A 13,858-nucleotide genomic window follows, 5' to 3' on the forward strand; every position below is an offset into this window, starting at 1 on the left:
TGCTCACGGCGCCAGCGCGCCCGTGGCCTGCCGGCCGGCGGTGTCCGGGGTCGGCCTGCCGGCGCCGTCCGACCACAGCGGGTCGTCCGTCGACGCGGCCAGCGCCTCCGGGCCGTAGAGGGCCTCCACCCAGTTGGACTGGTAGAGCGTGTCCAGGTACCGCTCGCCCAGGTCGGGCGCGATGGCCACGGCGGTGAGGCCGCGGGCGTCGTGCTCCGCCAGCCAGCGTTCGGCCCCGCTGACGACCGTGCCGGTCGAGCCGCCGAAGAGGAATCCGTGCCGGGCCATCCGGTAGCAGGCGCGCACGGTGTCGCGTTCCTCGACCTGCACGACCTCGTCGATGTAGCTCTCGTCGAGCAGGTCCGGGCGGACGCTCGTGCCCAGTCCCGGGATCATCCGGCGCCCGGCGGGCCCGCCGAAGGTCACCGAGCCGACGGCGTCGACGGCGACGACGCGCACCTGCCGGTCACGGTTCCGGAAGTAGCGCGCGCAGCCCATCAGCGTGCCGGTGGTCCCGGCTCCGACGAAGAGGACGTCGATGTTCGGGAAGTGCCGGGCGATGGCCGGTGCGGTGGTGCGGTAGTGCGCGCGCCAGTTGCCGGGGTTGGCGTACTGGTTCAGCCACACGTAGCGCCGGTCGGACGCGCAGAGCCGCCGCACGAACTGGATGCGGGCGCCCAGGAAGCCCCCGTCGTCCACCGGCTCGGTGACGAGGTGCACCCGGCTGCCGAGCGCCTCCATCAGCCGGCGGGTGGACAGGTTGCAGCGTGGGTCCGTGATGCACAGGAAGCGCAGGCTCCGGCTTGCGGCGATCATGCTGAGCGCGACGCCCAGGTTGCCCGACGACGACTCGACGAGCACCGAGTCCTCCGTGAGGACCCCGTCCTGGATGGCGGCGTCGACCATCTCGGCGGCCGCCTTGAGCTTGATCGACCCGGCGAAGTTGAACCCCTCGCATTTCAGGTGCAGCGGGGAGCCGATGATCCCCGTGAGGTCGACGTAGAGATCCTCGGTGTTGAAGGCTTCGGGAACGGCGACGATGCGTGGCGCGACGGGAGCCGGAGCAGAGGGCCGCGTGCCGCCGTTGGCGCGCGAGACGAAGGGTGAGCTCATCACTGGTCCAAAGGCTGATCGGGAGCAGCCCGCGCGCGCTCGGTGACGAGCGCAGGGTCGGTCGACGACGAGAGGGACGACCGTTGGCACAGCGCGTCACGGCCGGTCGCGGATGCCCGAGCCGTTCAGGAGAAGCGCGTGACGGAGGGTGAGGCGCCCGCAGGCGCGACTACCGAGTGCGGGGCACAGGACGACCGTCCTGGCCCGCGGGTTCAGCACGCACGGGGCAGACCTCCACTGGTCTGGACGACAGTGCTCGACCGGCCGGTGACCTGCCCTGTTCCGGTCGCAGTGGCCGCAACTTCTCATCGCCCCGCGAACGGTGTCAAGGCTTTGCGCGCCCGTGGCGTGCATGTGCTCGCTGTGCTCGGTTCATCGCGGTCCGTCTTTCCGGAACGAAATCGGCGCGTCTGTCGTCACACGTCGTAACCGATGACGCGGAGTGACCAGTCCCGCTGTGCCGGCTGGGCGCTCGGTGGCACCCGGTCCCGGCCACGAGGAGCCAACTAGTCCTTGCGGCCGGCGTCGACCAGGCGGATCACCGCCGCGCCCTGCTCGTCGGAGGCCTCCAGGTCCACCTCGACGTCGAAACCCCAGTCGTGGTTGCCCTCGGGGTCGTCGAGGATCTGCCGCACGTGCCAGGTGCCGGGGCGCTTGTCCCAGATCAGCAGCGCCGGCCCGCGCGCGTCGGCTCCGGTCCGCACCTCGTCGTGCTCGGCGAAGTAGGCCTGCACCACCTCGCCCCATCGTTCGGCGTCCCAGCCGGAGCCGGAGTCCAGCTCGCCCAGGTCGTACCAGCGCCGGCGCGCCCACAGCTCGACCCGCCGGAACAGCGCGTTGCGCACCATCGCGGTGAACGCCCGCTCGTTGCCGGTGAGCGGGCGCGGCCGGGCCGGGACGGCGACCTCGGCCACCGCCCCGTCGTCCGGATTGGTGAGCTGCTCCCACTCGTCGAGCAGGCTGGAGTCCACCTGGCGCACGAGCTCGCCGAGCCACTCGACCAGGTCGGTGACCTCCTCGGTGCGTGCGGCGGCGGGCACGCCGGACCGCAGCGCCTTGAACGCGTCGGAGAGGTAGCGCAGCACCGCGCCCTCGGCCCGCGTCAGACCGTAGGTGTTGACGAACTCCCGGAAGGTGAACGCCCGCTCCCACATCTCGCGGACGACCGACTTCGGCGACAGCTGCGCGTCCGCGGCCCAGGGGTTGCTCTGCCGGTAGACGTCGTAGGCGTGCCCGAGGAGCTCCTCCAGGGGCTTGGGGTAGCTGACCTCCTCGAGCAGCTCCATCCGCTCGTCGTACTCGATCCCCTCGGCCTTCATCTGGGCGACCGCCTCGCCCTTGGCCTTGTTGAGCTGGGCGGCGAGGATCTGGCGCGGGTCGTCGAGGGTGGCCTCGATGACGCTGACGACGTCGAGGGCGTAGGTGTCGCTGCCGGGGTCGAGCAGCTCGATGGCGGCGAGGGCGAAGGTCGACAGCGGCTGGTTGAGCGCGAAGTCCGGGGGCAGGTCGAGGGTCAGGTCGTAGCGGCGGCCGTCCGGCTCGGGCTCGGTCAGCCGCTCCAGGACTCCGGCCTGCAGCAGCGACCGCGCGATGCCGATCGCGTCGCGGATCAGCCGCAGCTGCCTCTTGCGCGGTTCGTGGTTCTCGGTGAGCAGCCGGCGCATGGCCGCGAACGGGTCGCCGGGGCGGTCGACGACGTCGAGCACCATCGCCGTCGTCACCCGCATGTGGCTGGTCAGTTTCTCGGGCTCCCCCTCGACCAGGCGGTTCATGGTCGCCTCGCTCCACGGCACCATGCCGTCGGGCACCTTCTTGCGCACCAGCTTGCGGCGCTTCTTCGGGTCGTCGGCGACCTTGGCGAACTGCTTGAGGTTCTCCACCTCGTGCTCCGGTGCCTGGACGACGACGGTGCCCGCGGTGTCGTAACCGGCGCGGCCGGCCCGGCCGGCGATCTGGTGGAACTCGCGCACCTGGAGCAGTCGGGTGCGGGTGCCGTCGTACTTGGAGAGCGCGGAGAACACCACGGTCCGGATGGGCACGTTGATGCCCACCCCGAGGGTGTCGGTGCCGCAGATGACCTTGAGCAGCCCCGCCTGGGCGAGCTGCTCCACCAGCCGCCGGTACTTGGGCAGCATGCCCGCGTGGTGCACGCCGATGCCGTGGCGGACCAGCCGTGACAGCGTCGTCCCGAAGGCCGAGGAGAACCGGAACCCGCCGATCATCTCGGCGATCGCGGCCTTCTCCTCCTTGCTGCACACGTTGACGCTCATCAGGGCCTGGGCGCGCTCCAGCGCCGAGGCCTGGGTGAAGTGGACGACGTAGACCGGCGCCTGCTGCGTGTCCAGGAGCTCCTGGATCGTCTCGTGCATCGGCGTCGTCGCGTAGTAGTGGTGCAGGGGGACGGGCCGCACGGCGTTGGCCACGAGCGCGGTGGGCCGGCCGGTGCGGCGGGTCAGGTCCTCCCGCAGGGAGGTGACGTCGCCGAGCGTGGCGCTCATCAGCAGGAACTGCGCCTTCGGCAGCTCGAGCAGCGGCACCTGCCAGGCCCAGCCGCGGTCAGGGTCGCCGTAGAAGTGGAACTCGTCCATGACGACGAGCGCGTCGGCGAGGTGCTCCGATTCGCTGCCCTCCCGGAGCGCGATGTTGGCGAGCACCTCGGCGGTGCAGGCGATGATCGGGGCGTCACGGTTGACCGCGGCGTCGCCGGTGAGCATGCCGACGTTGGCCGCGCCGAAGACCCCGCAGAGGGCGAAGAACTTCTCGCTGACCAGCGCCTTGATCGGGGCGGTGTAGTAGCTGCGCCGGCCGGCGGCCAGCGCGGCGTACTGGGCACCGGTGGCGACCAGCGACTTGCCGGAGCCGGTCGGGGTGGCGAGCACGACATTGGCGCCGCTGACCAGCTCGATCAGCGCCTCCTCCTGGGCCGGGTACAGCGGCGTGCCGCCGGCCTCGGCCCAGGCGGCGAAGGCGGCGAAGAGCGCGTCGGGGTCGCCGCCGGTCGCGCGCAGTGCGGACAGGTCGGCGGGGTCCTCGAGCAGGGGAGGAGCAGCGGTCGTGGTCATCAGGTGCACCAGCGTGCCCGACGCTCTCCTGCTTCCCCGGACCAGGCCCGGCGGCGTCCCGTGTGCGGCGGACGGTAACGATCCGGTAACGAGGTCTCCCGGAGTGTGTGACATACGCCGTAACCGGAGAGGAAGGTGAACAACAGGTGAACGGAAGGTGGCTGAGACCATGCGCGAACGTTTCTGCCCGGAGTGCCGGTGGACCGTTGTGACCGACCAGGCGGGCCGGCGACGGCTCGAGATGCGCTGGGTGCCGCTCGACGCCGCGGCCACCCACAGCCCGGTGGCGCGCGCCGCCTGACCAGGACGACTCCTCCCGACCCGGGAGGGAGGAGGGGTGCACACCGACGTGCGCCTCTCCTCCCGCCCGGGTCGTGTGCTGTCAGGCGGCCGGTGGGCCCGTGTCCGGGGTTCCGGACCGCGGTGGGCGGGTAGGTCGGCCGCGCCACGGCACCGCAGGGGCGTGAGACCAGCGCCCGAGTGCCGAGCGCTCCCGATCCAGGAAAGGTGGACGCCCGTGTCCGAGCCCCGTCCCGAGTCCCAGCCCGCCCAGCAGCAGAGCACCCCCGGCACGCTCGGCGAGATGACGCCGAAGCCGGACCACGGCGAGGAGAGCTACCAGGGCTCCGGGAAGCTCGCCGGCAAGAAGGCCGTCATCACCGGCGGGGACAGCGGCATCGGCCGCGCCGTGGCGATCGCCTTCGCGCGCGAGGGCGCCGACGTCCTCATCTCCTACCTGTCCGAGCACGAGGACGCGCAGGACACCGCGAAGTACGTCGAGCAGGCCGGTCAGAAGTGCGTGCTGGTGCCGGGGGACATCTCCGACCGCGCGCACTGCAAGACGATCATCCCGAAGGCCGTCGAGGAGTTCGGGCGGGTCGACGTGCTGGTCAACAACGCCGCGTTCCAGATGAGCCACGACTCGCTGGAGGAGATCTCCGACGAGGAGTGGGACTTCACCCTCGCCACGAACCTCTCGGCGATGTTCACCCTGACCAAGGACGCGCTGCCGCACATGGGGCCCGGGGCGTCGATCATCAACTCGTCGTCGGTGAACAGCGACAACCCCAGCCCGAACCTGATCGCCTACGCCATGACCAAGGCCGGGATCGCCAACTTCACCGCGTCGCTGGCCCAGATGCTGGCGGAGAAGGGGATCCGCGCCAACAGCGTCGCCCCCGGGCCGGTGTGGACGCCGCTGATCCCGGCGACCATGCCCGAGGAGAAGGTGGAGAGCTTCGGGCAGCAGGTGCCGATGGGCCGTCCCGCGCAGCCGGCCGAGCTGGCCCCGGTCTACGTGCTGCTGGCCGGCGACGAGGCGTCCTACGTCTCCGGCGCGCGGATCGCCGTCACCGGAGGCAAGCCCATCCTCTGACCCCGGCCACGATCAGCTCACCTGATCATGGAGCGTCCTCCCTCACCGCCCACCGTGAGGGAGGACGCTGCGTGATCAGGTCACCTGATCGTCGCGGCGAGGGCGGCGACGGCGGCGGGGCGGACCCGGCAGCAGCCGCCGACCAGCCGCACCCCCGCGGGCAGCCACTCCCGGACGGCGTCCGGCGCGATCCCGGGGGTCCCGGTCCACCGCCGCGCGACGGCGTCCCACGACTCACCGCTGTTGGGGTAGGCCGCGACCGGCTTGCCGCTCGCCGCGGCCGCGCGCACGGCGGGCAGGACGGCGTCCGGGGCGGTGCAGTTGACCCCGACCGCGACCACCTCGTCGACCCCGTCCGCCATGGCGAAGACGTCCGCGGCCTGCTCCCCGCGCCGCGTTCGCGGCACGCCGTGCTCGTCGACGACGGTGGTGAGCGACAGCCAGACCGGCACCCCCAGCGCCTGCGCCTCCAGCAGCAGCGCCTCGGCCTCCGCCGCCGCGGGGACGGTCTCGCACGCCAGCACGTCGGCCCCCGCCTCGGCGAGCACCGCCATGCGCGGGCGGTGGAACGCGCGCAGCGCCGCGACGCCGACCTCGGCCACGTAGGCGCCGGTGTACTCCGACCCGTCGGCCAGCATCGCGCCGTACGGGCCCACGGACCCCGCGACCCACCCCTGGCCCTGCCCCTCGCGGGCCAGCGCGACCGACGACGCGATCAGCCGCCGGGCCTCGGCCGCGTCCGCACCGGTGGCGGCGAACCCCTCGACGGTCGCCTGGTAGCTCGCCGTCGTCGCCACCTGCGCACCGGCCGCGGCGAACGCGGCGTGGGCGGCCACCACCGCCCCCGGGTCGTCGCGGAGCAGGCGGGCCGACCACAGGGCGGAGGAGACGTCGTGCCCGCGGGCCTCGAGCTCGGTGGAGAGCCCGCCGTCCAGCACGACGGGGCCGGTGGCGAGCGTGGCGGCGAGACCGGGGGCGAGATCAGGCATGGCGACCATCCTCCCGCGGTACCTGCGCACCCATGGTGTTCATCTGGAGCAGCGGTTGGGGTCCGAGGCGCCGGCGGCCCCGCTACGGCGGTGGTGGCTACCGCGGGCACTACGGCGGCCACTACGGCCCCGGCTACGGGTACGGGCCTCCGCGCGGCTACCGCCGCGGCCGGCGCGACGACTCGTGCCTGCGCGACCTGCTGTTCCTCAACACCGGCTGCTGCCTGGCCAACGCCATCGGCTGCGGCATGGACCTCCTGCTGGTCGCGCCCCGCTCGCTGCCGGCGATCCGGGCGGGTCAGCAGGGCAGCGGCGCCGCCGCCCGGTTGATCGCGGCCGTCCGCTACTACCAGCGGGAGATCAGCCCCCGGCGCCGGCCGTGCTGCCGGTACGGCCCGACCTGCTCGGCGTACGCGATCCAGGCGCTGGAGACCCACGGCGCCCTGCGCGGCTCGTGGCTGACGCTGCGCCGCCTGGCACGCTGCCGCCCCGGCGCCGTCGGCGGGGCGGACCCGGTCCCGGCCTGACCCGGAGCAGGACCTCGCCTACGGTCGCCCGGTGATCCCGACCGGCGCGCGCACCTGGCGGGATCCCCCGTGGCGGGCCGGCGCGCTGGCCTGGGCGGCCGATCAGCTGGCCAGCGCCGGGCTGGTCGTCACGGGGGAGCCCGAGCAGCCGCACGTGCGGGCCTGGTCCACCGCCTTCCGCATCCCGCTGCGCGGCGGGGACGCCGTCTGGCTGAAGGCGGTGGGGCCGGGTTCGGCGCAGGAGCCGGTGCTCGCCGAGGCCCTCGGCCGCTGGGTGCCTCAGCAGGTGCTGGTGCCGCTCGCGGTGGACCGGGAGCGCCGGCTGCTCCTCATGACCGACGGCGGTCCGACCCTGCGCGAGACCGGCGCGGACCTCGCCGGCTGGGCGGCGTTGCTGGCCGGCCACGCCCGCCTGCAGGCCCAGGTCTCCCGGCACGCCGAGGAGCTCGTCGGCCTCGGGGTGCCCGACCACCGCCCGGAGCGGCTGCCCGCGCTGGCGGACCTCCTGGCCGACGACGAGGCGCAGCAGGCCGGCCGCCCGGAGGAGCTCCCCGACGCCGTGCGCGCCCGCCTGCGGGCGGGGCTCGGCGGCTACGCGGCGGCCTGCCGGGAGCTCGCGGACGGCGGCGTCCCGGCGAGCGTGCAGCACGACGACCTGCACGACGGCAACGTCTTCGCCCGTGACCGCCCGTACCGCTTCTTCGACTGGGGCGACGCCTCGGTCTCGCACCCGTTCCTCGTCCTGCTCGTCGCCCTCCGCTCCGCCGGTCGGGCGCTGGGGCTGCCGCAGGGCGACCCCGGGCTGCTCCGGCTGCGCGACGCGTACCTCGACCCGTGGCTCGACCACGGCAGCGCCGCCGAGCTGCGCGAGCTGTGCGACCTGGCGCTGCACGTCGCGCCGCTGCAGCGCGCCCTGACCTGGCGCCGGATCCTGCGCGGCGTGCACGAGGCCGAGCGCGCCGCGTGGGCCGGAGCGGTGCCCGGCTGGACCGCCGAGCACCTGGCGCCGGGCCCGCTGGCGTCCCGTACCTGAACCGCGTCGGCCACACTGTGCCGGTGCCCGGGACCGACGACGCCTCCGGTGACCTCCCGGTCACCGGTTCGCTCGTCGTGCCGGCGGCGGCGCAGTCGTGGCGGTTCTCCCGCAGCTCGGGGCCCGGTGGACAGGGGGTCAACACCGCCGACTCCCGGGTCGAGCTCTCCGTGCGGCCGCTGGACCTGCCGGGGCTGACCGACCCGCAGCGGGCGCGGCTCGCCTCGCGGCTCGGCGGCCGGCTGGTCGACGGCGTCCTCACCATCGCGGCGAGCGAGCACCGCCAGCAGCTGCGCAACCGGCAGGCCGCCCGGGATCGGCTGGCGGCGGTGCTGCGCGCCGCACTCGCCCCACCGGCGCCGGCCCGGCGGCGCACCAAGCCCACCCGTGGCTCGCAGGAGCGCCGGATCCAGGCCAAGAAGCAGCGGGGCCAGCTCAAGAAACAGCGCGGCTCCTGGGACTAGCCCAGCCGCTGCTGCAGGTGCACGGTGACCTCCTCACCCGCGCGGCTCTTGCCGATGGCCGAGCAGATCGCCGCGCGCAGCGGCAGCCAGTGCGGGCCGCTGCCCGACGGCATGAGGGTGGCCGCGAAGGCGTGCCCGTCGGCGGTGCCGGTCACCTTGACCGCCCGGCGGGTGCCCAGCAGCTCAGCGGAGTCAGGCACCTCGAGGTAGGTGGGGAACGCGCCGTCCGTCTCGATGGGCGCGGTGAAGGTGACGTCGAGGGCGGTGGGGGTGCTCATGCCTCCTCCGACCGGCGCAGCACCGACAACTCATCGCGCCGGCGACGGAGGAACGCCCGCTCACGCTCGTTGCCGCAGCGCTCGATGGCCTCCTCGTAGGCCGCGACCGCATCGGCCGGCCGCCCGGCGCGGCGCAGCAGGTCGGCGAGGACGGCGGGCAGCAGGTGCTCGCGCGGCAGCTCCAGCGCCTCGACCAGCGCCAGCCCCGCGGCGGGGCCCTCGAGCTCGGCGACGGCGACGGCGCGGTTGAGCGCCACGACCGGGTTCCGGCTGAGGGCCAGCAGCTGGTCGTAGAGCGCGACCACCTGCCGCCAGTCGGTTCCGGCGGCCGTCGCCGCGTCGCCGTGCACCGCGGCGATCGCCGCCTGCAGCTGGTAGGGGCCCGGCCGGCCCCGCCGCAGGCACCGCCGGACGAGCTCCTGGCCCTCGGCGATCAGCGCGCGGTCCCACCGCGACCGGTTCTGGTCGGCCAGCGGCACGAGGTCGCCGTCGGCGGAGGTCCGCGCCGGGCGGCGGGCCTCGGTGAGCAGCATCAGCGCCAGCAGCCCCAGCACCTCCGGCTCGTCGGGCATCAGCTCGGCGAGCAGCCGGCCCAGCCGGATCGCCTCGGCGCACAGGTCGGCCCGCACCAGCCGGTCCCCGGACGTCGCGGTGTGCCCCTCGCTGAAGACGAGGTAGACGACGGCGAGCACGGCCGGCAGCCGGTCGGGCAGCTCCGCCTCGCGCGGCACCCGGTACGGGATGCCGGCCGTGTGGATCTTCGCCTTGGCCCGCACCAGGCGCTGGGCCATCGTCCCCTCGGGCACGAGGAACGCCGCGGCGATCTCGGCGGTGGTGAGGCCGCCGAGCAGCCGCAGGGTGAGCGCCACCCGGGCGGGCGCGGCCAGCGCGGGGTGGCAGCAGGTGAAGACGAGCCGCAGCCGGTCGTCGTGCACGGGACCCTCCTCGACGGGCTCGGGGGCGCCGCCGAGCAAGGCGGCCTGAGCGTGCCGGTCGGTCCGCACGGACTCGCGCCGCCAGCGGTCGATCGCCCGGTTGCGGGCGGTCGTGACGATCCAGCCGGCCGGGCTGGGCGGCACCCCGTCGGCCGGCCACCGCGCGAGGGCGGTGAGGAAGGCGTCCTGGACCGCCTCCTCGGCGGCGTCGACGTCCCCGAGGAGGCGGATCAGGACGGCGACCGCACGGCCGTGGTGCTCGCGGAAGACACGCTCGACCTCGGCGGCGGCGTCGGGCACCGGCGTCAGAAGGCCTGGACGACGGGCCGGACCTCGACCGGCAGGCCGCCGAGGACGCGGGCGAGCTTGCCGGCCCAGACCAGGGCCTGGTCCAGGTCGTCGACCTCGATCAGGTCGAACCCACCCACGAACTCCTTCGTCTCGGCGTAGGGGCCGTCGGTGATCAGCAGGTCGCCGCTCTCGGCTCGGACGACGGTCGAGGCCTCCGGCTGGTGCAGCGCGGCGGCGAAGACCCACACGCCCGCCGCCTGCATCTCCTCGTTGAGCGCGGCGAGCTCCTTCATCACCGGCTCGAGGTCCTCCGGCGGGGGGACCTCGCCGACCGGCTGGACGATGTTCAGCAGGTACTGCGCCATGGCTGCCTCCTGGGGTTCGGCGCCGGCCTCGTGCCGGTCGCTCACCCTCTGTACGAACGAGGTGCGGCCGGATCGACACCCTCGTCGCGACCTTCCCAGCACGGCCACGGGCGGCGCCAGCACCACCCGAGCGGAACCGCTGACCGGCCCGCCGGGGTGCTGCGTCAGCCGGCGAGGACGGCCGCCATCACCCGCCGGGCCCGCCGCCCTTCGGGCACCGGCAGCAGGGCGTGCACGTGCACCAGGCCCTCCTCCTCGTGGTGGTCGACCGGCACGCCGGCCGCGCGGGCGCGCTCGACCAGCACCCGGGTGTCGGGGCTGGTGATGTCGCGGGTGCCGCTGAAGACGGTCAGGGGACCGAGCCCGGCGAACTGCCCGAACAGCGGGCTGACCAGGGGGTCGGTCAGCGGCAGGTCGCCCCGCCAGAGCTCGATGGCCGCCCGGGTGCCGGGTCGGGCCAGCCAGGGGTCCTGCGGCTCCACGAGGTCGATCTCCGGGTTGGCCAGCGTCAGGTCCAGCGCGGGGGAGATGAGCACCGTCCGGTGCAGGGCAGGCACGCCCCGGTCCCGGAGCAGCAGGGCGGCCGACAGCGCGATCTGACCGCCGGCCGAGTCGCCCATCGCGGTCACCCGCCCGGCGCCGTGCCGCTCGACCAGCGCGGCGATCAGGTCGGCCACCGGCGGCACCACCGTCGCCGCCGTCCCCACGGGCGCCAGGGGGTAGACGGGCACGGTGATCGCCGTGCCGGTGCGGGCGGCGAGCCGGGCCACCAGGCGCCAGTGCAGCGGGTGGATCTGGTTCACCCAGGCACCGCCGTGCACGTAGACGGCGGCCCGGTCCGGCGTCCCGGCGCGGGGGAGGACGCGGTAGACCGGCCAGCCGGTCCGGTGGTGGACGTCCACCACGACCTCCACCGGGCCGAGCCGGCGGGGTGGCCCGTACGGCGCCGGGCGCAGCAGGCGCTCCTGCACGCCCTGCAGCATGAGTTCGGGGCGCTCGAACTCCCTCCGGGCGCGGAGCAGGCGGAGCAGCGGGGGCAGCAGGCGGCCGGCGGGGGTGGGCACGGGACCTCCGGGGTCGGTGGAGCGGCCTCGCGGCCGGCGGTCAGCTGAGCGAGAGCGGTTCGCGGACGAGCACCCACAGCGGCAGCTCGTCGTCGCTGGTGCGGGTGGTCTCGGTGACCTGGAAGCCGAAGCCGCGGAAGAAGCGCACGTTGGCCCAGCCGAACACCGCGGCGGCGGCGGGTGTCCTGTCGACGTCGCAGCGCACCAGCACCGGCGCGAGCACGGCGGCGGCCAGCCCCCTGCGGCGGGACGACGGCCGGACACCGAGGTGCCGAAGCCGCCAGTGCGGCCGGTCGGGCAGCGCCGCGGTCACCATCGCCTCGGTCTCGGCCACCACCCGCGCGCGGTCGGCGGAGAGGTAGGGGAGTTCGCGCGTCAGGGCGGCCCGGACGTCTTCGGGCAGGGGGCGGGTGCCGGGCGCGCCGGCCGGCGGCTCCCAGACGGCGACGGCGTCGCGGTCCTCGGTCACCCAGGCGGTGCCGGTGGCCACCCCGCGGTGGGCGGCGTCCAGCTCGTGGAGCCGGGTGAGCCGCTGCATGCGGCCGTCGTCGGGCAGTGCCCACCGGGTCCAGCGCGAGTCGGCCAGGGCGACGGTGAGGGTCGCGGCGATCGCCGGCACGTCGCGCTGCTCGGCGACGCGGACGTCGGGGCCGGGCTCGTCGGGGTCGTCGATCCGCCGGACGACCGGGCCTGGAGGGGTCACCCCCTGATCCCACCACGCCCGACGACGACGGGGGTCGCCCCGGGTAGGACGGCCCCCGTGCGCGCCGGCCCCCTGCAGGGTCCCGCCGCGAGCGTGCGAGTGGCGGGGGGCAGGAGGGCCGTTCAGAAGCCCGCGCGGTCGACCTTCCGGTGGTACCGCTCGCCGAGCTTGCCGCCGAGGATCGCGCCGAGCAGGGTCACCACGAGGACCGCGACCAGGGCGATGATCCCGCCGGTCGTGGCGGTCCCCTCGTCGATCGGGATGCGCGGCAGGTTCAGCTGCTGGAGCACGTTGTACTCCGAGCCGAAGAGGACGCCGGCGAGGGCGAGCGCCAGGACGACGAGCAGGCCGATGACCCACACGGCGATTCCCTGGCGGGCCCCGTCGAAGCGCGCCATCCGGCCGGCGACGTAGCCACCGGCCAGGTAGGCGAGGAAGAGCACGACCAGCAGGACGATCGCGCCGACGATGCCGATCGTGCCCGCCTGCTGGGTGGCCTCCTCGACCGACGGGACGCCCTGCGTCAGCCCCAGAGCGACCCCGGCGGCGCTGATCAGGGCGACCAGCAGGACGGCGAGGCCGTTGGCGGAGAGCCAGCCGAAGAACGCCGCGCCCCACTTGATGCCGCCGTAGCGGGAGTGCTGGGCGTCGACGGCGTCACGGCCGGCGCCGCGGGTGGGGTGCGCGCCGTCCGGTCGGATGCCGGCGTCGTCGCCGTGGGCGGAAGCGGGTGTGGACATGGCTGGGCTCCTCCAGGAGGGGACGGCGGGTGCGGGGGCCGACGGCGTCGGTGCGCCGGGAAGCGCCCCGATGCCGCCGGCCGGGGATCCGGGTCAGCGGCGGGTGCCGGTGCCGGTGTCGTCGACGTCCAGCTCCACCTGCTCCTTGCGGACCTGCTCGGTGACGGTCGCCTGCTCGGTGACGGTCTCGGTGTCCAGGCGGACGCGCTCGACCGGTACGGCCTCCTTCTCCACGACGGGGCGCTCGCCGCGCAGCACGACCTCGTGCTCCTCCTCGGAGATCGCCGGCCCCTCGAGCGCGTCGCCGACGTTGGCGTCGGTGATCGGCTCGCGCTCGACGCGGATCTCCTCGTGCGACACCGGCACGGTCCGGGAGACGTTCTCCGAGACGATGTACTTGCGCAGCCGGGCGCGACCGGTCTCCACGCGCTGGGTGCCGATGTGGAGCTGCTCCTCCGAGCGGGTCATCGCGTCGTCGGTCGTGGGCCCGGAGGTGTCGTGGCCGACGGTGCCGTGGGTGGCGTCGCCGGTCGTCGTGGTCGCCCGCGTGGTGTCGGTGACCTCGCCGGGGACGCCGGTGCCGGCCCCTCCGGCGGTGAGGCCGTAGTACCGGTAGAGCTCGGTCTCCTCGGCGGGGGAGAGGTGGCCCTCGGAGTCGATGTGCGGGGCGTTCTTGACCTTGGCCTTGTCGTAGGGCACCCGCAGCTCCTCGCCGGTGATGTCGGCGTCTGCCAGGGGCACGAAGGCCTCCTTGGTGCCGAACAGCCCGGTGCGGACGGTGGCCCACTCGGGGCGGCCGGTCTCGTCGTCGAGGTAGACCTCGCTGACGGTGCCCAGCTTGCCGTCGGGGCCGATGGCGGTGCTGCCGATGACGTCGCTCAGCTGGTGCTCGGTGATCATGCGCGTACTCCTGGGTGCC

The 13,858-nt window shown here is 74.5% G+C and carries 15 protein-coding genes; 5 read left to right on the forward strand and 10 right to left on the reverse strand.

The window, feature by feature from the left end; genetic code table 11:
- Window positions 1-3 precede the first annotated feature (3 nt).
- A complete protein-coding gene (gene sbnA, locus ACI792_RS14930; protein ID WP_456603275.1) occupies window positions 4-1,113 on the reverse strand; it encodes a 2,3-diaminopropionate biosynthesis protein SbnA in 1,110 nt (369 codons plus the stop codon).
- Between the two features lie 506 nt (window positions 1,114-1,619).
- On the reverse strand, window positions 1,620-4,175 hold the full coding sequence (locus tag ACI792_RS14935) for a DEAD/DEAH box helicase (protein WP_456603276.1): 2,556 nt from the start codon (window positions 4,173-4,175) through the stop codon (window positions 1,620-1,622).
- Window positions 4,176-4,332: 157 nt separating this feature from the next.
- Here ACI792_RS14935 and ACI792_RS14940 point away from each other — a divergent pair, with 157 nt between their 5' ends.
- Window positions 4,333-4,476 (forward strand): hypothetical protein, encoded by a 144-nt coding sequence (locus ACI792_RS14940; RefSeq protein WP_456603277.1) that lies wholly within the window; start codon window positions 4,333-4,335, stop codon window positions 4,474-4,476.
- Between the two features lie 216 nt (window positions 4,477-4,692).
- Window positions 4,693-5,550, forward strand: a complete 858-nt coding sequence (locus ACI792_RS14945) for an SDR family oxidoreductase (RefSeq protein WP_456603278.1) — start codon at window positions 4,693-4,695, stop codon at window positions 5,548-5,550.
- 80 nt (window positions 5,551-5,630) lie between these two features.
- Here the strand turns inward: ACI792_RS14945 and mmuM are convergent, their stop codons facing one another.
- The gene (gene mmuM / locus ACI792_RS14950; RefSeq protein WP_456603279.1) at window positions 5,631-6,539 is read right to left on the reverse strand and encodes a homocysteine S-methyltransferase; all 909 of its coding nucleotides are present in this window, start codon (window positions 6,537-6,539) and stop codon (window positions 5,631-5,633) included.
- A 32-nt stretch (window positions 6,540-6,571) separates the two neighbouring features.
- On the opposite strand from mmuM, the gene yidD reads away from it, so the two are divergent.
- The 3 genes from yidD to arfB are packed head-to-tail and all read left to right on the forward strand — an operon-like array spanning window position 6,572 to window position 8,563.
- Entirely contained in the window at window positions 6,572-7,066 is a 495-nt protein-coding gene (yidD, locus tag ACI792_RS14955; RefSeq protein WP_456603280.1) for a membrane protein insertion efficiency factor YidD, read from the forward strand.
- 31 nt (window positions 7,067-7,097) lie between these two features.
- A complete protein-coding gene (locus tag ACI792_RS14960) occupies window positions 7,098-8,099 on the forward strand; it encodes a hypothetical protein (RefSeq protein ID WP_456603281.1) in 1,002 nt (333 codons plus the stop codon).
- Between the two features lie 23 nt (window positions 8,100-8,122).
- Complete coding sequence (gene arfB / locus ACI792_RS14965) at window positions 8,123-8,563, forward strand: alternative ribosome rescue aminoacyl-tRNA hydrolase ArfB (protein WP_456603282.1); 441 nt, start codon at window positions 8,123-8,125, stop codon at window positions 8,561-8,563.
- Here arfB and ACI792_RS14970 read toward each other — a convergent pair.
- The 7 genes from ACI792_RS14970 to ACI792_RS15000 form a co-directional block, all read right to left on the reverse strand.
- Window positions 8,560-8,841 (reverse strand): DUF1905 domain-containing protein, encoded by a 282-nt coding sequence (locus ACI792_RS14970; RefSeq protein WP_456603283.1) that lies wholly within the window; start codon window positions 8,839-8,841, stop codon window positions 8,560-8,562. The two genes, arfB and ACI792_RS14970, sit on opposite strands and share 4 nt — an antisense overlap.
- On the reverse strand, window positions 8,838-10,076 hold the full coding sequence (locus ACI792_RS14975) for an RNA polymerase sigma factor (RefSeq protein WP_456603284.1): 1,239 nt from the start codon (window positions 10,074-10,076) through the stop codon (window positions 8,838-8,840). The genes ACI792_RS14970 and ACI792_RS14975 overlap by 4 nt, the downstream gene beginning before the upstream one ends.
- Window positions 10,077-10,081: 5 nt before the next feature.
- Window positions 10,082-10,477: a YciI family protein gene (locus tag ACI792_RS14980; protein WP_456603285.1), complete on the reverse strand. Its 396-nt coding sequence runs from the start codon at window positions 10,475-10,477 to the stop codon at window positions 10,082-10,084.
- Between the two features lie 119 nt (window positions 10,478-10,596).
- Window positions 10,597-11,496, reverse strand: coding sequence for an alpha/beta hydrolase fold domain-containing protein (locus ACI792_RS14985; protein WP_456603286.1), 900 nt, complete (start codon window positions 11,494-11,496; stop codon window positions 10,597-10,599).
- Window positions 11,497-11,536: 40 nt separating this feature from the next.
- Complete coding sequence (locus ACI792_RS14990; protein WP_456603287.1) at window positions 11,537-12,199, reverse strand: N-acetyltransferase; 663 nt, start codon at window positions 12,197-12,199, stop codon at window positions 11,537-11,539.
- 122 nt (window positions 12,200-12,321) lie between these two features.
- Window positions 12,322-12,939 carry a hypothetical protein gene (locus tag ACI792_RS14995; RefSeq protein ID WP_456603288.1) on the reverse strand — a complete coding sequence of 206 codons (618 nt, stop codon included), beginning with the start codon at window positions 12,937-12,939 and terminating at the stop codon, window positions 12,322-12,324.
- 93 nt (window positions 12,940-13,032) lie between these two features.
- Window positions 13,033-13,839 carry a DUF2382 domain-containing protein gene (locus tag ACI792_RS15000; RefSeq protein ID WP_456603289.1) on the reverse strand — a complete coding sequence of 269 codons (807 nt, stop codon included), beginning with the start codon at window positions 13,837-13,839 and terminating at the stop codon, window positions 13,033-13,035.
- Between the last annotated feature and the right edge of the window lie 19 nt (window positions 13,840-13,858).

The sequence above is a fragment of the Blastococcus sp. SYSU DS0669 genome (assembly GCF_054050895.1).

Coding starts and splice junctions, on each gene's coding strand:
- ACI792_RS14970 (WP_456603283.1), bottom strand. CDS start 8,841: ATGAGCACCCCCACCGCCCTCGACGTCACCTTCACCGCGCCCATCGAG.
- sbnA (WP_456603275.1), bottom strand. CDS start 1,113: ATGAGCTCACCCTTCGTCTCGCGCGCCAACGGCGGCACGCGGCCCTCT.
- ACI792_RS15000 (WP_456603289.1), bottom strand. CDS start 13,839: ATGATCACCGAGCACCAGCTGAGCGACGTCATCGGCAGCACCGCCATC.
- yidD (WP_456603280.1), top strand. CDS start 6,572: ATGGTGTTCATCTGGAGCAGCGGTTGGGGTCCGAGGCGCCGGCGGCCC.
- ACI792_RS14935 (WP_456603276.1), bottom strand. CDS start 4,175: ATGACCACGACCGCTGCTCCTCCCCTGCTCGAGGACCCCGCCGACCTG.
- ACI792_RS14995 (WP_456603288.1), bottom strand. CDS start 12,939: ATGTCCACACCCGCTTCCGCCCACGGCGACGACGCCGGCATCCGACCG.
- mmuM (WP_456603279.1), bottom strand. CDS start 6,539: ATGCCTGATCTCGCCCCCGGTCTCGCCGCCACGCTCGCCACCGGCCCC.